This is a genomic window from Mesorhizobium sp. M7A.F.Ca.MR.245.00.0.0, from assembly GCF_003997415.1.
Classification (GTDB): Bacteria; Pseudomonadota; Alphaproteobacteria; order Rhizobiales; family Rhizobiaceae; genus Mesorhizobium.
Genome location: NZ_RZTE01000009.1, coordinates 85879 through 103128, shown reverse-complemented (window position 1 = coordinate 103128; position 17250 = coordinate 85879). Strand labels below are relative to the sequence as shown.

At 62.8% G+C, this 17250-nt stretch carries 18 protein-coding genes; 15 read left to right on the top strand and 3 right to left on the bottom strand.

Annotated elements, in window-relative coordinates; all coding sequences use genetic code 11:
* Positions 1-14 precede the first annotated feature (14 nt).
* The 10 genes from EOB80_RS12730 to EOB80_RS12685 are packed head-to-tail and all read left to right on the top strand — an operon-like array spanning position 15 to position 8894.
* The gene (locus EOB80_RS12730; protein ID WP_245466354.1) at positions 15-308 is read left to right on the top strand and encodes a TrbC/VirB2 family protein; all 294 of its coding nucleotides are present in this window, start codon (positions 15-17) and stop codon (positions 306-308) included.
* 29 nt (positions 309-337) lie between these two features.
* Positions 338-604, top strand: coding sequence for a VirB3 family type IV secretion system protein (locus tag EOB80_RS12725; protein WP_164762598.1), 267 nt, complete (start codon positions 338-340; stop codon positions 602-604).
* A gap of 14 nt (positions 605-618) precedes the next feature.
* Positions 619-3072, top strand: a complete 2454-nt coding sequence (gene trbE / locus EOB80_RS12720; protein WP_127327875.1) for a conjugal transfer protein TrbE — start codon at positions 619-621, stop codon at positions 3070-3072.
* On the top strand, positions 3069-3827 hold the full coding sequence (gene trbJ / locus EOB80_RS12715) for a P-type conjugative transfer protein TrbJ (protein ID WP_127327873.1): 759 nt from the start codon (positions 3069-3071) through the stop codon (positions 3825-3827). The genes trbE and trbJ overlap by 4 nt, the downstream gene beginning before the upstream one ends.
* Positions 3814-4239 (top strand): putative entry exclusion protein TrbK-alt, encoded by a 426-nt coding sequence (gene trbK-alt, locus EOB80_RS12710; protein WP_348629518.1) that lies wholly within the window; start codon positions 3814-3816, stop codon positions 4237-4239. Before trbJ ends, trbK-alt begins: the two co-directional genes overlap by 14 nt.
* A 1-nt stretch (position 4240) precedes the next feature.
* Positions 4241-5602: a P-type conjugative transfer protein TrbL gene (gene trbL, locus EOB80_RS12705; protein ID WP_127327871.1), complete on the top strand. Its 1362-nt coding sequence runs from the start codon at positions 4241-4243 to the stop codon at positions 5600-5602.
* Between the two features lie 2 nt (positions 5603-5604).
* Positions 5605-6288 (top strand): conjugal transfer protein TrbF, encoded by a 684-nt coding sequence (gene trbF / locus EOB80_RS12700; RefSeq protein ID WP_127327869.1) that lies wholly within the window; start codon positions 5605-5607, stop codon positions 6286-6288.
* Complete coding sequence (gene trbG / locus EOB80_RS12695; RefSeq protein ID WP_245466346.1) at positions 6285-7427, top strand: P-type conjugative transfer protein TrbG; 1143 nt, start codon at positions 6285-6287, stop codon at positions 7425-7427. The genes trbF and trbG overlap by 4 nt, the downstream gene beginning before the upstream one ends.
* Positions 7424-8668 carry a TrbI/VirB10 family protein gene (locus EOB80_RS12690; RefSeq protein WP_127327867.1) on the top strand — a complete coding sequence of 415 codons (1245 nt, stop codon included), beginning with the start codon at positions 7424-7426 and terminating at the stop codon, positions 8666-8668. Before trbG ends, EOB80_RS12690 begins: the two co-directional genes overlap by 4 nt.
* Before the next feature lies 1 nt (position 8669).
* Positions 8670-8894 carry a DUF2274 domain-containing protein gene (locus EOB80_RS12685; protein ID WP_127327865.1) on the top strand — a complete coding sequence of 75 codons (225 nt, stop codon included), beginning with the start codon at positions 8670-8672 and terminating at the stop codon, positions 8892-8894.
* Positions 8895-8993: 99 nt separating this feature from the next.
* Here the strand turns inward: EOB80_RS12685 and EOB80_RS12680 are convergent, their stop codons facing one another.
* Complete coding sequence (locus EOB80_RS12680; protein WP_127327864.1) at positions 8994-9908, bottom strand: LysR family transcriptional regulator; 915 nt, start codon at positions 9906-9908, stop codon at positions 8994-8996.
* A gap of 234 nt (positions 9909-10142) precedes the next feature.
* A complete protein-coding gene (locus EOB80_RS12675; RefSeq protein WP_127327862.1) occupies positions 10143-11117 on the bottom strand; it encodes a class I SAM-dependent methyltransferase in 975 nt (324 codons plus the stop codon).
* Between the two features lie 436 nt (positions 11118-11553).
* Here EOB80_RS12675 and EOB80_RS12670 point away from each other — a divergent pair, with 436 nt between their 5' ends.
* The 5 genes from EOB80_RS12670 to EOB80_RS12650 all read left to right on the top strand — a co-directional run bounded on the left by EOB80_RS12670 (position 11554) and on the right by EOB80_RS12650 (position 16876).
* Positions 11554-12279 (top strand): AraC family transcriptional regulator, encoded by a 726-nt coding sequence (locus tag EOB80_RS12670; RefSeq protein WP_245466345.1) that lies wholly within the window; start codon positions 11554-11556, stop codon positions 12277-12279.
* A 60-nt stretch (positions 12280-12339) separates the two neighbouring features.
* Positions 12340-13590 carry an MFS transporter gene (locus EOB80_RS12665; protein WP_127327859.1) on the top strand — a complete coding sequence of 417 codons (1251 nt, stop codon included), beginning with the start codon at positions 12340-12342 and terminating at the stop codon, positions 13588-13590.
* Complete coding sequence (locus EOB80_RS12660) at positions 13556-14992, top strand: hypothetical protein (protein ID WP_127327857.1); 1437 nt, start codon at positions 13556-13558, stop codon at positions 14990-14992. Before EOB80_RS12665 ends, EOB80_RS12660 begins: the two co-directional genes overlap by 35 nt.
* A gap of 196 nt (positions 14993-15188) precedes the next feature.
* Positions 15189-16142, top strand: coding sequence for a DUF1403 family protein (locus tag EOB80_RS12655; protein ID WP_127327975.1), 954 nt, complete (start codon positions 15189-15191; stop codon positions 16140-16142).
* Between the two features lie 2 nt (positions 16143-16144).
* The gene (locus EOB80_RS12650) at positions 16145-16876 is read left to right on the top strand and encodes an SMC-Scp complex subunit ScpB (RefSeq protein ID WP_127327856.1); all 732 of its coding nucleotides are present in this window, start codon (positions 16145-16147) and stop codon (positions 16874-16876) included.
* A 38-nt stretch (positions 16877-16914) separates the two neighbouring features.
* Here EOB80_RS12650 and EOB80_RS12645 read toward each other — a convergent pair whose 3' ends face one another.
* Positions 16915-17250: an RES family NAD+ phosphorylase gene (locus EOB80_RS12645; RefSeq protein ID WP_245466353.1), complete on the bottom strand. Its 336-nt coding sequence runs from the start codon at positions 17248-17250 to the stop codon at positions 16915-16917.

The window sequence follows — 17250 nt, the reverse complement described above, 5'->3', positions numbered from 1 at the left end:
GCCATCGTCTTGCCATGACCGTTTCCGTTCCCACCCTCATCCTGGTGATGGCCGCGCCCGCTTATGCCTCCGGCTCGTCGATGCCGTGGGAACAACCGCTGCAACAGATACTCCAGTCGATCGAAGGCCCAGTCGCGAAGATCATGGCGGTGATCATCATCATCGTTACCGGCCTGACGCTCGCCTTCGGCGACACGTCGGGCGGCTTCCGCCGGCTCATCCAGATCGTGTTCGGCCTGTCCATCGCTTTCGCGGCGTCGAGCTTCTTCCTGTCGTTCTTCTCGTTCGGCGGCGGGGCGCTGGTCTGATGGCGGGCGCTGTCGAACAGGGCGGGCCAATGCCCGATTATGCAGTGCCGGGCTATACGGTCCTCGTGCACCGGGCGCTGACCGAGCCGATCCTGCTCGGCGGCGCCCCGCGCGCCATTGCCATCATGAACGGGACGCTCGCCGGCGCCGTGGGGCTTGGGCTGCGTCTGTGGCTCGTCGGCATCGCCATCTGGGCGATCGGCCATGTTGCCGCCGTCTGGGCCGCCAAGCGCGATCCGCTGTTCGCCGACGTCGTTCGCCGGCATCTGCGCATCCCAGCGCACCTCACTGTCTGAGTGAGGTTGCGCCGATGATGAACCTTGCCGAATACCGCAACCGTAGCAGCCGGCTCTCCGACTTCCTGCCCTGGGTGGCCTTGGTCGGCGCCGGCATCGTCCTCAACAAGGACGGCAGCTTCCAGCGGACCGCGCGCTTTCGCGGTCCTGATCTTGACAGCGCCGTTCCGGCCGAACTGGTTGCCGTCACCGGCCGGCTCAACAATGCCTTTCGCCGTCTCGGCTCCGGCTGGGCGATCTTCGTGGAGGCGCAGCGCCATGCCTCGACCCGCTATCCCGTCAGCATCTTTCCGGATGCGGCCTCCGCTCTGGTCGATGCCGAGCGAAAGGCGGGCTTCGAGGAGGCCGGCGCGCATTTCGAGTCCAGCTACTTCCTCACACTCACCTATCTCGCGCCCGCCGAAGACAGCGCGCGAGCGGAAAGCTGGCTCTACGAAGGGCGCGAGAAGAGGGGCCTCGACCCCAATGCGGTGCTGACGGGCTTCGCAGACCGCAGCGACCGCGTCCTGCGCCTTGTCGAAGCCTTCATGCCGGAGTGCCGCTGGCTCGATGACGGCGAGACGCTGAGTTATCTGCATGGCTGCGTCTCGACCAATCGCCAGCGCGTCCGCGTTCCCGAAACGCCGATGTATCTCGATGCCATGCTGGCCGACCAGCCGCTGACCGGCGGGCTCGAGCCGCGGCTAGGCGCGTCGCATCTGCGCATTCTGACCGTCACGGGGTTCCCGACCGCGACCACGCCGGGTCTGCTCGACGAACTGAACCGGCTGGCCTTCCCGTATCGCTGGTCGACACGGGCGATCCTGCTCGACAAGACCGATGCGACCAGACTGCTGACAAAGATCCGGCGTCAATGGTTCGCCAAGCGCAAATCGGTCGCCGCGATCCTCAAGGAAGTGATGACCAACGAGGCGTCGGTCCTCGTGGACACCGACGCCGCAAACAAGGCCGCCGACGCCGACATGGCGCTGCAGGAGCTCGGTGCCGACTATGCCGGCATGGCCTATGTCACCGCGACGGTGACGGTGTGGGACGACGATCCCGGCATCGCCGACGAAAAACTGCGCCGGGTCGAAAAGGTCATCCAGGGCCGCGATTTCACGGCGATCATCGAAACCATCAACGCCGTCGACGCCTGGCTAGGCAGCCTGCCGGGTCATGTTTACGCCAACGTCCGTCAACCTCCCATCTCCACGCTTAATCTCGCCCACATCATCCCGCTTTCCGCGGTGTGGGCGGGCGAGGTGCGGGACGAGCATTTGGCAGCGCCCCCTCTGCTGTTCGGCAAGACCGAAGGCTCGACCCCGTTCCGGCTTTCGCTTCACGTCGGCGATGTCGGCCATACGCTGATCGTCGGCCCGACCGGCGCCGGCAAGTCCGTGCTTTTGGCACTGATGGCGCTGCAGTTCCGCCGCTACGCCGGGTCACAGGTATTCGCCTTCGATTTCGGCGGCTCTATCCGCGCGGCCGCACTCGCCATGGGCGGCGACTGGCACGATCTCGGCGGCGATCTCAGCGATGGGGCGATCGACAGCGTCAGCCTTCAGCCGTTCGCCCGCATCCATGATGTCCCCGAGCGCGCCTGGGCCGCCGATTGGATCGTGGCCATCCTGACGCGCGAGAACGTGACGATCACCCCTGAAGTCAAGGAGCATATCTGGACGTCGTTGAGTTCGCTGGCGTCCGCCCCCGTCGAGGAGCGCACCATCACCGGTCTGGTCGTGCTGCTGCAATCAAATGATCTCAAGCAGGCATTACGCCCCTATTGCGTCGGCGGTCCCTACGGCCGGTTGCTCGATGCCGAGCGCGAACATCTCGGATCGGCGTCGGTCCAGGCATTCGAAACCGAAGGGCTGATCGGAACGGGTGCCGCGCCCGCAGTCCTGTCCTACCTCTTCCATCGCATCGAGGACCGGCTCGATGGCGCGCCAACCCTTCTCATCATCGACGAAGGCTGGCTTGCGCTTGACGATGACGGTTTTGCCGGCCAGCTCCGCGAATGGCTGAAGACGCTGCGCAAGAAGAACGCCAGCGTCATCTTCGCCACGCAGTCGCTCAGCGACATCGATGGTTCGGCAATCGCGCCGGCGATCATCGAGAGCTGCCAGACCCGGCTTCTGCTGCCGAACGAGCGCGCCATCGAGCCGCAGGTCACGGCAATCTATCGCCGCTTCGGCCTCAACGACCGGCAGATCGAGATCATCGCCCGGGCGATGCCGAAGCGCGACTATTACTGCCAGTCCCGTCGTGGCAACCGGCTGTTCGAGCTTGGCTTATCGGATGTGGCACTCGCGCTTTGCGCTGTATCCGCCAAGACCGACCAGGCCGCGATCGCCCGCATCGTCGCTGAGCACGGCAGCGATGGTTTCCTCACTGCCTGGCTCAACCACCGTGGCGTCGGCTGGGCCGCTGAACTCATTCCCGCCCTAACCAGCCCCGTCCTCACCAACAAGGAGAAATCCCCATGAAACTGCGCCGTTCCCTTGGCATGCGGCTCGCGGCCGCGCTGCTTGTCGCTCCCGCCGCGCTCTCGCCGATGCTGGCGACGCCGGCACACGCCTTCATCGTCTTCGATCCCTCGAACTATTCGCAAAACGTCCTGACGGCAGCGCGCTCGCTCGAGCAGATCACCAACCAGATCACCTCGCTTCAGAACCAAGCGCAGATGCTCATCAACCAGGCTCGCAATCTCGCCAGCCTGCCGTTTTCCTCGCAGCAACAGCTCCAGCAGTCCGTGCAACGCACGCAGCAATTGCTCGGCCAGGCGCAGAACGTTGCCTATGACGTCCAGCAGATCGATCAGGCTTTCCAGCAGAAATACGGCAACGTCTCGCTGTCGGCTTCGGATCAGCAACTCGTCGCCGAGGCGCGCTCGCGCTGGGGCAACACGGTTGGTGGCCTTCAGGACGCCATGCGTGTGCAGGCGGGCGTCGTCGACAACATCGACACCAACCGCAGCCAGATGTCGGCGCTGGTCGGGCAGAGCCAGGGTGCGACCGGAGCGCTTCAGGCAACACAGGCCGGCAACCAGCTGCTCGCGCTTCAGGCGCAGCAGCTCGCCGATCTCACCGCGGTCGTCGCCGCGAACGGTCGGGCGCAGGCGTTGCAATCGGCCGAACAGGCCACCGCCGCCGACCAGGGCCGGGAGCAGCGCCGCCGCTTCCTGACGCGGGGCTCGGGCTACCAGCCCGGCGGTGCGCAGATGTTCTATGGCAAGAACTGAGGCCGGCGCGATGGAAGGCAAGATCTTCGCTCGTGCCATTGCAATCGTCTTCATCGCGGTCGCTTTGACGGTGACCGCGATCGAGATGAGCAGCAGGGACGATGGGCCTGACGCCCCGGCGACGCGGGACCGTTCCATCGCGTCACAAGACCCACTCGCGGCGGAATTGCGCCGCTGTTCCGGGATCGGCGAAGCCGGTCCTCGCGATCCCGGATGCCTGAAAGCGTGGGTAGAGAGCCGGCGCCGGTTTCTCGGTCAACGTGACTCGGCAACCGCGCCTGCTGCGGTTGCCCCGACGACGCTATTCCCTGACTTGCCCGCGTCCGCGGACCCAATCCGGAAAGAAGGAGGGCGGGCGGATGTGACCGCTCCCGCGATGCAGGTCGAGCCGCCCCGGCCGGAGGCTCGCTGACATGGGCGGCATGGGCGTTATCGATCATTTCCTTGAAGTCTTCACGCGCTACATCGACGGCGGCTTCGGCCTGCTCGGCGGCGAGGTCGGCTTCATCGCCACGACCCTGATTGTCATAGACGTCACGTTGGCGGCGCTCTTCTGGTCCTGGGGGGCCGACGACGACATCATGGCGCGCCTCGTCAAGAAGACGCTGTTCGTCGGCGTCTTCGCCTATCTCATCTCCAACTGGAACAATCTCGCCCGCATCGTCTTCGAAAGCTTCGCCGGGCTTGGCCTGAAGGCCTCGGGTACGGGTTTTGCCGTGAACGATCTCATGCGCCCGGGCAAGGTGGCGCAGACCGGGCTCGATGCCGGCCGGCCCTTGCTGGACTCGATCTCGAACCTGATGGGCTACTGGTCCTTCTTCGAGAACTTCATCCAGATCGCCTGCATGTTCTTCGCCTGGGCGCTGGTGCTGCTCGCCTTCTTCATCCTGGCAATCCAGCTCTTCGTCACGCTGATCGAGTTCAAGCTGACGACGCTCGCCGGTTTCGTGCTGATTCCCTTCGGTCTGTTCGGCAAATCGGCCTTCATGGCCGAGCGGGTGCTCGGCAACGTCATCTCGTCCGGCATCAAGGTGCTGGTGCTCGCCGTCGTCATCGGCATCGGCTCGACCCTCTTCTCCGAGTTCACCTCGGGATTCGGCGGGACCACGCCGTCGATCGACGACGCCATGGCGATCGTACTGGCCGCCCTGTCGCTGCTCGGCCTTGGCATCTTCGGACCGGGCATTGCCAACGGTCTGGTCTCCGGCGGCCCGCAGCTCGGCGCGGGTGCGGCGGTCGGCACCGGGCTTGCCGCCGGCGGCATGGTCGTGGCGGGCGCCGCGGCCGGCGGCGCCGTGGTGGCCGGTGGCGCGGCTATCAGCGGCGGTGCTGCAGCGGCGGCTCGTGGCGGGGCCGCTACCGCAGGCAGGGCATCCACAGCCTACGGCCTCGGCGCAGCCGGACAGTCAGGCTTTTCCAGCGTTGCACCCGGGCTCGGCGGTGTCATCAGCGCCGGCGCCCAGGGCGCCATCTCACCGCTCAAGCGCGCCGCCAGCCATGCGGCAGGCAGCGTGAAGGACAGCTATCAATCCGGCGCTCGCGCTGCCTTCGAGACGACGGGCGGATCATCCACCGCCGGCACGATCGGCGCGAACACTGGCGAAGCCGGCTCCGCTCCCGTCGCTTCTTCGGCAACCGAAAGTCAGCCCGCCTGGGCGAAGCGCATGAAGCGCTCGCAACAGATGACCCATGGCGTCCAGGCCGCCGCTCACGCCGTTCGCAGCGGTGACAGCCATGGCGGCGGCTCCTCCATCAACCTCTCTGAAAGAGACTGAGCATGTTCAAACGACCGTCCACGCACTACGGCAGATCTCCACAACCCGAGACGCCCTACCAACGCGCTACCCAGGTCTGGGATGAGCGCATCGGTTCCGCCCGCGTGCAGGCGCGCAACTGGCGTTACATGGCCTTCGGTTGCCTGGCACTCGCCGCCGGCTTCTCCGCCGCACTCGTCTGGCAATCCGCCAATGGCTCGGTCGTGCCCTGGGTGGTGCAGGTCGATCGTCTCGGCCAGGCGCAGGCTGTCGCGCCGGCGGTCGGCGACTATCAGCCGAACGATCCGCAGATCGCTTTCTACCTGGCGCACTTCATCGAACAGGTGAGGTCGATCCCCGCCGATCCGATCGTCGTGCGGCAGAACTGGCTGCGCGCCTACGACTTCACGACGCAGGGCGGGGCGCAGGCTCTCAACGACTATGCGCGCGCCAATGACCCGTTCACCAAGGTCGGTAAGCAGCAGGTCGCCGTCGACGTGTCGTCAGTCATCCGCGCATCCCCGGTGAGTTTTCGCATCGCCTGGGTCGAACGCCGCTATCAGGACGGCTCCCTCGCTTCCACGGAGCGCTGGTCCGCCATTCTCACCATTGTCGTGCAGCCCCCGCGCGACGCCGACACGCTGAGAAAGAACCCGCTCGGCATCTACATCAACGCCATCAACTGGTCGAAGGAGCTTGGACAATGAAGCCTGCATTCAAAGCCGCCCCCTGGAGTGCAGGGTGTCCGGCTTTCCTCATCCACGCATTGCCGGCTTTCCGCAAAATCGCCATTCCAGCGCTGCTGCTTTGCACGTCGGCGCTTGCGGGCTGTGCCACCAGGCAGAAGCCGCCGGCGATTTCCTATGACGATCCGATTCCGGCCGTGCAGGCCGTCGATCCGTCCCCGCCGATCAAGGTGGTAGAGATGTCAAAGCCGCTGCCGCTTCCCGGGCAGTTGAAGCCGGTCGGCAAGGAGCCAAAGCCCGAGGCGGAACCGACCGATCCGGCCGCGCGCGTGAACCTGGCCAACGCCGCAGCCCGCGTCCAGCCTGTCCGCAACGGGTTCATCAATTCGATGCAGGTCTATCCCTTCGTCGATGGCGCGCTCTATCAGGTCTATGCCTCGCCGGGGCAGATCAGCGACATCGCACTCCAGCCCGGCGAGCAACTCGTCGGCTCGGGTCCCGTCGCCGCCGGCGACACCGTGCGCTGGATCATCGGCGATACCGAGAGCGGTACGGGCGGGGCAAAGCAAGTCCACATCCTCGTCAAGCCGACCCGGGCCGATCTCATCACCAATCTCGTCATCAATACAGATCGGCGCACCTATCACCTGGAACTGCGATCGACGCCGTCGACCTATATGGCATCGGTTACCTGGCAGTACCCGCAGGACCAGCTCATTGCCTTGCGCCGTCAGAGCCAAGAGGCCGAAGCGGCACAGCCGGTCTCGACGGGCATCGATCTTTCTCGCGTCAATTTCCGCTACGAGGTGACGGGCGATCGCGAACCGTGGCGGCCGTTGCGTGCTTTCGACGATGGCAAACAGGTGTTCATCGAGTTCCCGCGAGGCATCGGCCAGGGCGAGATGCCGCCGCTGTTCGTGGTCGGCCCGGAAGGCGACACGTCGGAGCTGGTGAACTATCGCGTGCGCGGCAACTACATGATCGTAGATCGGCTGTTTGCCGCCGCCGAGTTGCGCTTCGGCGCCGGCAAGAACCAGAAGCGCGTCCGCGTCTCCCGCACCGATGGGGTAAGGAGCAGTCGATTTTCATGGATGCGTGGCCCTGGTGAGACCCCGCCAGCGACGTACCCCCGAACAGACAGGGGAGGGTCGTCATCATGAGCGACAAAATGGGTCCCGGGAAGGAAGAAGGCCCGGGGCCGGCGAATGACGCCTGGCCGGAGGCACCGGTCGAGGATGACGCCCGGCCGTTGACAGGCGAGCCAATCGCGGCCATGCGGCTTCGCGCCGAGCCGCCGCGCGTGACGCGTCTTTCCCGAAAGGCGCTAACCGGCTTGGGGCTCGCCGCAAGCCTCGCTGTCGGCAGTGCGTTGCTCTACGCGCTGCAGAACCGTCAACAAGGCCAAGGGCAGGAGCTGTATTCAACCGACAATCGTTCGACGCCCGATGGGCTCGCCGGCCTGCCAAAGGACTATGCAGGCGTTCCGAAGCTTGGCCCACCGCTTCCCGGTGATCTCGGCCGCCCGATCCTCAACGCGCAAAATGGCGGCCCCACGCCATCGACAAGCCCCGTCGGACCGGACCCCGAGCAGCAGCGCCGGGAACAGGAGCTGGAAGCGGCGAGGACCGCGCGTCTGTTCGCGTCCACGCAAACGCGGCCCGCAAGTGACGCGACGCTCGCTCGAGCCACGACCGAAACCATGCCACGGCCCGATCTCGCCAGCCTTGGCCTCGCGCCGCAGCCAGCGACGCCCTCGGCGCAGGATCGGCAGCTCGCCTTCCTCGATCAGCCGCCTGACAAGCGTACCGTGTCGTCGGATCGTATTGCGGCGCCGGCGTCAAAGAACGTCCTGCAGGCGGGTGCGGTGATCGCAGCCGCCCTCATCACCGGCATTCGTTCCGACCTGCCGGGTCAGATTACCGCGCAGGTGACGGAGAATGTCTATGACAGCCCCACCGGCCACATCCTGCTTATTCCGCAGGGGACGCGCCTCGTCGGCCAGTATGACAATGGTGTCGGCTTCGGCCAGCGTCGCGTGTTGCTGGTCTGGACCAGGCTGATTTTTCCAGACGGCCGCTCCATCGTGCTGGAACGTGAGCCCGGGGCGGATGCCGAGGGCTATGCTGGTCTTGAGGATGGCGTCGACTATCATTGGGGCGAGCTGTTCAAGGCTGCAGCACTTTCCACGGTTCTGAGCATCGGCGCGCAGGCAGGCTCATCAGGCCAGGAGAGCGACATCGTGCGCGCCCTGCGCCAAGGGGCTTCCGACAGCATCAGCCAGGCAGGCCAGCAGATCGTCCAGCGGCAGCTCAACATAGCGCCGACGCTCACCATCCGACCGGGATTCCCGGTACGCGTCATCGTCACGCACGACCTCGTGCTCGAACCTTATGGAGGCTGAAATGACCAAGCTGAAACTGGGGCCAATCGCCGACGACAAACCTGTCAAGGTCATGGTGGAACTCCCGGCGGCATTGCATCGTGACTTGACAGCTTATGCCGAGATCCTCGGCCGCGACGCGGGGCAACGACCCGCCGATGCGCCGCGCCTCATCGTCGCGATGCTGGAGCGGTTCATGGCCACGGATCGGGGCTTCTCCAGGGCAAAGCGTTCTGAGGGTGGTTAAGGCCGGCCGACTGAATTCGAATGGGGTCAAGTCCATTCTTGGAGGGATTTCAGAAATCGCACTGGAGGTTTCCGTTTTTTCGCATTGACTTGGGTGGGCCTAGCTCGTCGCAGTCACCATGTTGCTTGCAGTTCCAACCAGCCTCAGGAGCGCACGCTTCGGATTCGATTCCAGCCACACTGCCTTGATCGAACTGGTGCTGCTCTGTCCACTGATGGGCTTCCACACCGTGGCGTCTATGGCGACTGTCCCGGCAAATCCTTCGCCCGCCAAAGTCACACCTTGACCGAGTTGGACCCTGAGGATGACAGTTGCATCGCTAGCGCGACATACTTGAATGGTGGGGCCACCATCCGAGGCGATCTTTTCGAGCAAAACCGGATCCTGCGGCGATCCGACTGGTATCAGCAGACACGTATCTGCAAGATCCGCCCATGTGACTGCCGGCCTTTCGGCGAGCGGATGGCCAACGGGTAGGAGAACGAACAAGCGCTCGTGCGCAACGATTTCGCTGCGGCATAAGCTGGCGTTCTCAAGCCCGTGCGTGAAGACGATGTCGACGCGCCGGCGGCGTATTGCAGCCAGGCACTGTTCGTGTGGAATGTCCTCAATGGCCACGCTCACGTCCGGATGCAAGCTTCGAAAACGATCTATGAGGCGCACAACGAATGCACGACCCATTTGGGCACAAAATCCTATCCTGACCGTTTTGGCATCCTGGTGGCCTCGACCGCCGCCGGCCAGGGCATCATGCAAGCCTTCGTAATGAGCCCGGACAAGGTCAATCCAGGCCCGGCCCGCTTCGGTCAGCCGAACGCCATGGACGTCGCGGTCAAACAACTGCATGTCCAGCAATTGCTCGAGAGCAACGATGTTGCGGCTGACACAGGATTCTCTCACTCTGAGAACTCTTGCCGCCTGCCTGAGGCTGCCATGGTCGACAGCTGCGAAGACATGGTCCAGACGGCGCAATGTGTTGTTGGCCTGTCTCAAAGGCTTAAGAGCCTCGCGCATGCAGTTCCGTGTGGTGCCGTGCAGCGGGGCCGACGCGAACGCCACGCCGGGCGGTCATGTTCGTCAGCGCCGGAGAGGCCCGTGCCATGGCAAAGCTGCGAAGCACGGATTCCAAATGGATGGCGCCCGGTATCAAGCATGACCGATGCATGGAAACCTCCACATGGGTTCGCGAGTGTCCCGTCACGTCGTCGCCGGGACGGCTGCTCATCACTCTTGGGCGGGCTGCGACGACTAGTCGGCAGGGTTGCGAGACACGCTGGTTTCGTAGACGTATTCGTGCGGAATGGCCGGAGCGGCCATCTGGGAAAGGTAGCGGTTCAGGTTCTCTTCGCTATTGCTCGCCGCAAGGCTGGAGAAATTTCCGCTAATCCACGTCAAGGAGCAGTAGCTGAAATGCGCGCGTATCGCGTCAGCCATCTGCGCCAAAGTCACCTCATTGCCGAACATCGTATTCAGGACGAGGCTTTGCTTCTTCTCGATTTCGTCTGGGGGAAAATAGCGCGCCTTGAAGCCGAAATCCTTCTGGTATTCGCGACGCCTGTAATCCGGCTCCTCGGCTGCCCGGAACTTCTCGACGAAGACGAAAATTCCGTCCTGCTTGAGATGCTGGGTCACGAACTCGATCTGTCTCGCTCTGCTTGGCGAGTACATCTGAAAGGTCGTGTCTTCCAAAATGATATCGAATCCGTGAGCGAAATTTGCCAGTCGCGGATCCGAGCTCAGGACGTCCTTGGTCAACTTGTGGAAGGGGCCAATGAAGAAGTCGGCGTGCGGTGGTTCGCCATAGGCCATGAAGCTTGTGTAATTCTCTGCGTTCGGGCTGCACGACAGTGTGCGTATCCGCCCCTCGGACAGTTCGGACAACGTTCTCGCCATCGTGCCTTCCGCTGTTCCGAGGCTGTATAGCGAAAGGGGAGCGCGACGATCCCGGGAATATTTTAGCACTGCATGGGCCATCCGGCACTCCTCTTCCAATCTATAGGGAATGCTGCCGTGATAGTGCTGGTCAAAAAAGCCTTGGCGGGTCGCGTGCAGCGCAACCAGATCGCGTAGGAGTTCATCGCTCGGCAGTAGGCGGGCGTCCGCCACAGGCTTCCGGATTGGCATCCCGCTCTTGCCAGCGGCGGTCGCCGCGAAAAAGCCGGCGAGTCCGTTGAGGCGTGGGCCATGGTCGCACTCAGCCAGAAAGTCGTCGAGTCCACGCATCGCAGTATGCCTCCGACACCGTTCGATTGGTGAGATGCCGATACGTCGATGGGGGAAAACCCACTAAGTAAGCGGTTTCTAATATTCCACCGAGCTCAAGTATTGGCTGAGCCAACTGGTAGGCCTGCGTGTTGAAGGGGTCTTTCACTTGATTGTCATTTTTTCGCGGAAGTCACATCTTCTACCAATCCAGAGTTATTTTCGTGTTGTTCAGCAACCCATGGTTCTCCACATCACGCAACTGGCTCCTCGCCAGTAAGGAGGCTGTGGATACGTGAATACTCTAGCCCTCGACCCGACCGAGAATCGTCGTTCACGGCACCAATCGCTTGCCCACAAGTATGAGAGTTGGGGGAGCGTGCGGGCGGACGTAATCAAAAGAACTGGGCTTGAGCGTCAGGAGACAAGAATCCTCCAGCCAAACCATGTGTTCTTGATGAACCTGAAGGGCACAGCGTGCCGTGGAGAAGACATTGTGGATGGGCGCCGGATTGCCTTTTTGCCGCGCCGGGCCGGTTCGATCATTTTCATGCCCGCCGGCAGTGATTGGAATGGGTGGGATGAGGGTGACGCGACCGCTTCCTACCTCCTGGTCTCAATTGAAAAAGGGTTCGCCGAAGAGGTGTTTGCGGGCATGGCTCGCCATCGCCCGGCGGTGCTGCCGCCTTCGATCGGATTTCGGGACAGCACTGTAGAGTTGGCGTTGCAGAGGATTGCCTTGGAGCTAAAGCAGCCTGACCCAATCAGCGCAACGATGGTGGAGAGCCAGGCCACGCAATTGCTCGTGCAGATGTTCAGGTTGAACGGCGTCCATCAGGAGCCGGCAAAAGGCGGTTTGTCGTCGTTCGACCTCAAGCGCGCCGTGGGCATGATCGAGGCCATGTCGGACGGCAGACCTACGCTCGCCGATTTGGCAAAAGAGGTTGGGATTAGCCGGTTCCATTTCTGGAGGGCCTTCAAGCAGTCGACAGGCATGACGCCGCACGCATTCATAGCGCAGCGCCGATTGGAGCAATCGGCGGATATGCTGCGATCGACCAATTTGTCGGCCACGGAAATCGCGTTGGAATGCGGTTTCGGCAGTTCGAGCCATTTCGCCACTGCCTTTAAGCGGAGCTTCGGCGCGAGCCCCACGGAATTTCGTCGTAAGAGCAGAATCTAGGTCGACGCTTGTGGGTTATTAGCAAGTATCGGAAAACCCTAACGTCACAGTAAAGCAGGCTTGGCGGAAGAAAGTATCAACGGCGATCAGCCGGATACGCCGCTCATGTCAAACCTGGTTCGTACTCATCATCGCAAAGGACGGGTCTACCGGCCCAATCCCTGCTTCGGATTCCTGGCCAGCACGCTATCGGCGGCCGTTGCCCGAAGCGGCTACTATATCGCATCTGCCTGGATTCTCGTCGAGCGAGGATACGGAACTGCCGGTTTGGCGACGTTCCTTGCGATCGTTAGCATTGTCGAATTTATCGCGAGCCCTCTGGCCGGCGTAGCGGCGGATCGATTTGACAGACGACGCCTGAACGTTGCGGCAGACCTCAGCCGCTTCGTCGTGATGCTGGCCACCGCTTGCGCGCTTCTCTACATGGACGTTTTCCTGGTCATCTGTCTGTCAGCGGTCCTGTGTTCGTTTTGCGACCGTGTCGCGCTGACGAGCTCTCAATCAATGATCCCCGTCATAGCTGACGGCCGCGATCTTGTAGCATCGAATTCCGCCGTCTTCTTCGTCATGCAGTTCGGCAGTCTTGGGGCAGCTCTGCTCGCAGGGCCGTTGCTGCATGAGCAGTCGCCAGCCCTGCCATTCACCGTTCTTGCTGCCTTCTTTCTGTTTTCAGCAGGTTGCCTGGCCTTGATGCAGCTGGAACCGGTTTCGCGCGATGTCCGCATCGCCAAAATCTCGGCAGCACGATTTGATCTGAGCCTGCGTCGTCTCATCGTCGTCTACGCGCTTCTCTATACAAGCGCGGTGCTTGTCAGCGTAATGGGATCTAGCTTCGTCTTCCAGGAGCAGAAGGGTACTGCCGTGGATTTCGGCTACCTTGAGGCTGCATGGTCGGCGGGCTCACTGATCGGCGCGATCTCGCTGTTCGGCATTGAAAGAGCAATGAGTAGCCAAGCGCGGCATCTCATTCTTTTGGGCTCTACGGCGCTGGTACTCATGGCGCTGGCATATCTGCACATGCCCTGGACAGTGATCCTTTTTGCCGCGCTCGGATTTCTATACAATCTTGGACGCGTTAGCGTTGAAGTCACATTGCAGTCGCGTGTACCCGTTTATCTGTTGGGCCGGGCAAAAGGCATTATGCATTGTGTGGCCGTGGTGCTCGGTTTACTCGTCTTCGGCATCGCCGCCGCGGTAGGAGATCGAGTACTTCCTTCGACGATTTTCTTCAGCTTTGGAGTGATGCTGCTCATCAGTATTTGGTGTTTGAGCGTCGATGTCGTTCAGACGCAAGAAAAGGGTGAAACGTGAGGTGGAAGAGCTAACAGCAGGCGCAGACGCGAAACAGGCAGTGCTCGAGTCGCTAGCCGCGCTCTACCCATGGATGCGATCCTATCATCCCCGTCCGATCCGCGACTATGCGTTCCGCTTGTTCGAGGCGCCAGCTTCGAAAACCGTGCCGGAAATTCGCCGTCACGCCCTTACCAAGTTGCTCGACGCGATCAAAAACGCAGGAGAGCGAAACGGATTGCCCATCAATGCCGTTTCACAAATCTGCAGAGAATTCGAAAAGCGCCGTGTGATGCAGACAGGCCCTCACTTGTTTCTCCTCACGGAGCCGGAAGCCTATTACACACACATCTTCAGCCTCCTTGGACTCTCGGCGCATGGCTGTTCGACCTACGTTTCCTATGCGGTTTCGACGGTGAGCCTTGTTGAGAAGGCACGCAAGGGACCAGGCTGGCTCACTGTCGACGGGAAACCGATCAACGTCTTCGGCCTCAGCCGAAGCCGGATGATTGGATATAGCCTGCTAGCCGGACCAGGACCCTATAGGTTCGACTTGTTGCCGACCGAACCAGACACTGAGGGAGAGGCGCTCACGCTGCTTCGTAGCCTGCTGCCAACAACGCACTTCGAGCGGCCCGCGCATGCCATCAAGGCAGCCAATCTCATCCTTTGGCCAAGAATGTTCGGAGGCCGCTTTGCCTTTCTGCAGATCGACGACGAGGATATTGCCGACCTGGTGGCGGACCATCTGGCGGACGAAAATTCCTGGCTACGCATGAGACTTCTGGAAGACCCGAAGTTCGCTGCCAATATCCTTGCCGGCCTCGACGGGCTCGCGTCCGGCCCGTGGAGTGGCTGGCTCGCGCGCGGTACTGATTTCTTCTGGTTCTATGAAAATGGCAAGCGCCGTCCGCTGCGTCTGATCGCCGGCGAACTCATCGATCCTGCGACCGGTACGAAGGTGGCGTGCTTCACAGCCCCCGACATTCTCAAGCGGCTGGCAAACCGCAGCCTTGTCCCGAATCTCCTGCTGATGTTTCTGGTTTTGTCGATCCTGCCCGGCGTGCGCGCGCTTGGAGGCAGCTATCAGCCGATCTACTACCCCCTGATGCGCTATGTCGTCTGTCGGGCGCTCGAGGTCGCAGGCGTGGATGAAGATCTTCGTCAAGCCCTCGCAACGGACGACGTGCCGGGAGCTTGGGGACATCGGGTCATTGAGTGCGATGATGATCCGCTCGAGCTATTCCTAGATGGCAGGAACGCCGCGATGAGTGATCTTATCGACCGTTTGAGCGATATTTCCTTCGCCGAGGCATGTGGAAGCATGAGAGGCTTCGTGTCCGACCCGTCGTGGCAAGAACTTCACAGCCGACTTCGGCAGGGGTTGGTCACACCGGCCGATGAGGAATGGGCCTTTTCCTGAAATGCTTTATGCAATCTAGCAGCTGGCATGTGTAGGTCGGCATGCGAACGGCTGCTCGCGCCTGATGCTACGGCGGAATGGCATGATTAAATGACTGATACTGCAACATTATCATTCGTTCTGTTGGTACGACGGGCTGTGCGTTTTGGCGCGAAAATCATGGCGCAAAGCGCACCGGCACTTTACCCTCCAAATCATGATTCGCCTCGATCCCGCGACTGCCAGCTTCTCTGCGCCGCCCTTCGTTCCGGCTTGGGCGATCACAAGCGCCGGCGCGCCGAGTGACGGCGACGCGGCCTTCCGGGCAGGCGCCGCCCTGGGTGCCCTCGATACGCTCACCCGCGCGCAGCCTGCCGGGGCCGGGGCCTGGCGGCAGCGCCTGGCGCTTAGCTGCGCCGCCGCCAGCATGCGGCTTGTTGGCCGCGCCGAGGACGCGGCCGCCCTGCGCGACGCCTGGTATCTGCGCCAGGTCGGGACCGACCCTGGACCCGCCGGCACCATCTTTGGGGCCTGGCGGCAATTGGCCGAGCAGCCGCCTGTCGCCAGCGCCGCTCGGCTCGAAAAGATCGTCGACCAGCTCGGGCTCCACTGGGATGGTGCCGCGCTCGCCGACCTCTGCACAGAGATCGAAAAACTGGCGGGGTTGCAGCGGCCGGCGCCATTCGCCGCCGCGGCGATTGCCGCTCACGTCGTCGCCGTACGCCCCAGCTGCGAGCTTTTTGCCTGGTGGCTCGCCGACCTGGTGCTGGCGCACAGCCTGCGCTGGCCGCAGTCGCTGCCGCTGCTGATGGCTCAGGCCTTTGGTCCGGCTTTTCGCCCCGACGGCGGCGGCAAGCGCATTCGGCCGGGCGAAAAAGGGTTTGAGCGCGCGGTCTGTGTTGCGCTGGTTCAAGCAGCGGCGGAGTCCTGCCGGCTGGCCGCCGAGTTGTCGCGCCGTGCCGAAAGGCTCATCGCCATCGCACCAAATTTGCGCGCCAAGGGCGCCAGTGAGGTGATTCAAAGACTGCTCGACGAAGACGCCGTTTCGGGCTCGCTGACGACCAAAAACCTGTCTCGCTTTGCCGCGCGGCGCCTGTTCGACCGGCTGCAACAATTGGATGCCGTGCGCGAGCTCTCCGGCCGCACCACCTTTCGGCTTTTTGGGTTGTAGGGATGACCGAAGCCTCTGCCCGCCGCAAGCCGAACGAACAGCCTGTGTTGCTCGACACGGAATTGGACCACCTGCCGCCGGAGCTGCGCTGGCGCGAATGGATGGGCCGCGTCGAAGCAGTCATCTTTGCCGCCAGCGACCCGGTGCCGCGCGAGGTGCTGGCGCGGGTAGTGGGAAGAAACTGCAATCTCGAGCTGATCATCGACGACATTCGCGCCGAGCTCGCCGGCCGCCCCTACGAGCTGGTCGCGGTCGCCGGTGGCTGGCAGCACCGGACCAGAAAGGTTTTTGGCGACGCCATCCGCGCCGCCTTCGGCGCGGCAGCGGGCGAGGGGGCAAAAGAGGCAAAGGAACTATCGCAGGCGGAGGCGCTGGTTTTGATGTGCATTGCCTATTTCCAGCCGATCACCCGTGGCGAGCTGTCGAGCTTTTTCGGCAAGGAGGTGTCGCGCGACCTAATCGGCGTGCTGCGCGCGCAGGACCTGATCGCCTCGGGGCCGCGCAGCCCGCAGCCGGGCGCGCCCTATACCTATGTGACGACCAAAAACTTCCTGTCGCAGTTCGGGCTCGACACGCTGCGCCAGCTGCCGGATTTCGAGGCGCTCGAGGATGCTGGGCTGCTGTCGAAGGAAAAGCTGCTGGCCGGGGATATACCAATCGGGTTTGGCCGGGGGGAGAGCGACGGCGAAGAGCGCGAGCCCACGACGGGCATCGTTGAAGATGAGGCGCTCTGAACTGATCGGAAACCAGGTTGCTTACGACAGCCAGCAACTCAGGGCCAAGATAACTGGTCGTGCGGCAGCCGGTCGTCGGGATCGTGAACCGCAACATGGTCGCCGTCGACAAGATTGGCCGGAAAGATCACCAGATTGGTGCCGCCGGCGTGACGCAGCGACGGGAACAGGATGTCGCGGAGCCCGGCCGTGATGATCAGGTCCGCGAGCTTCCACGAGGGCGGCATTTTTTTGTCGATGCGAGCGATCTGGCGCCAGGCACAATCCCATTCCTGCCAAGCGCTGTCCCAGATCTCCGGGTCGAATCCCTGCGAAAGGTCGGCCACCTCAGCGAGCGTGATCTTGTAGGCGGCAAGCGTTGCCGGCGGGACGAT

Bases quoted from the DNA above. Each gene is read 5' to 3' on its own strand.
- trbL (WP_127327871.1), top strand. From the start codon at position 4,241: ATGGGCGGCATGGGCGTTATCGATCATTTCCTTGAAGTCTTCACGCGC.
- EOB80_RS12725 (WP_164762598.1), top strand. From the start codon at position 338: ATGCCCGATTATGCAGTGCCGGGCTATACGGTCCTCGTGCACCGGGCG.
- trbK-alt (WP_348629518.1), top strand. From the start codon at position 3,814: ATGGCAAGAACTGAGGCCGGCGCGATGGAAGGCAAGATCTTCGCTCGT.
- EOB80_RS12730 (WP_245466354.1), top strand. From the start codon at position 15: ATGACCGTTTCCGTTCCCACCCTCATCCTGGTGATGGCCGCGCCCGCT.
- trbG (WP_245466346.1), top strand. From the start codon at position 6,285: ATGAAGCCTGCATTCAAAGCCGCCCCCTGGAGTGCAGGGTGTCCGGCT.
- trbE (WP_127327875.1), top strand. From the start codon at position 619: ATGATGAACCTTGCCGAATACCGCAACCGTAGCAGCCGGCTCTCCGAC.
- EOB80_RS12690 (WP_127327867.1), top strand. From the start codon at position 7,424: ATGAGCGACAAAATGGGTCCCGGGAAGGAAGAAGGCCCGGGGCCGGCG.
- trbJ (WP_127327873.1), top strand. From the start codon at position 3,069: ATGAAACTGCGCCGTTCCCTTGGCATGCGGCTCGCGGCCGCGCTGCTT.
- EOB80_RS12660 (WP_127327857.1), top strand. From the start codon at position 13,556: ATGTCGTTCAGACGCAAGAAAAGGGTGAAACGTGAGGTGGAAGAGCTA.
- EOB80_RS12655 (WP_127327975.1), top strand. From the start codon at position 15,189: ATGATTCGCCTCGATCCCGCGACTGCCAGCTTCTCTGCGCCGCCCTTC.
- trbF (WP_127327869.1), top strand. From the start codon at position 5,605: ATGTTCAAACGACCGTCCACGCACTACGGCAGATCTCCACAACCCGAG.
- EOB80_RS12675 (WP_127327862.1), bottom strand. From the start codon at position 11,117: ATGCGTGGACTCGACGACTTTCTGGCTGAGTGCGACCATGGCCCACGC.
- EOB80_RS12670 (WP_245466345.1), top strand. From the start codon at position 11,554: ATGAACCTGAAGGGCACAGCGTGCCGTGGAGAAGACATTGTGGATGGG.
- EOB80_RS12680 (WP_127327864.1), bottom strand. From the start codon at position 9,908: ATGCGCGAGGCTCTTAAGCCTTTGAGACAGGCCAACAACACATTGCGC.
- EOB80_RS12685 (WP_127327865.1), top strand. From the start codon at position 8,670: ATGACCAAGCTGAAACTGGGGCCAATCGCCGACGACAAACCTGTCAAG.
- EOB80_RS12650 (WP_127327856.1), top strand. From the start codon at position 16,145: ATGACCGAAGCCTCTGCCCGCCGCAAGCCGAACGAACAGCCTGTGTTG.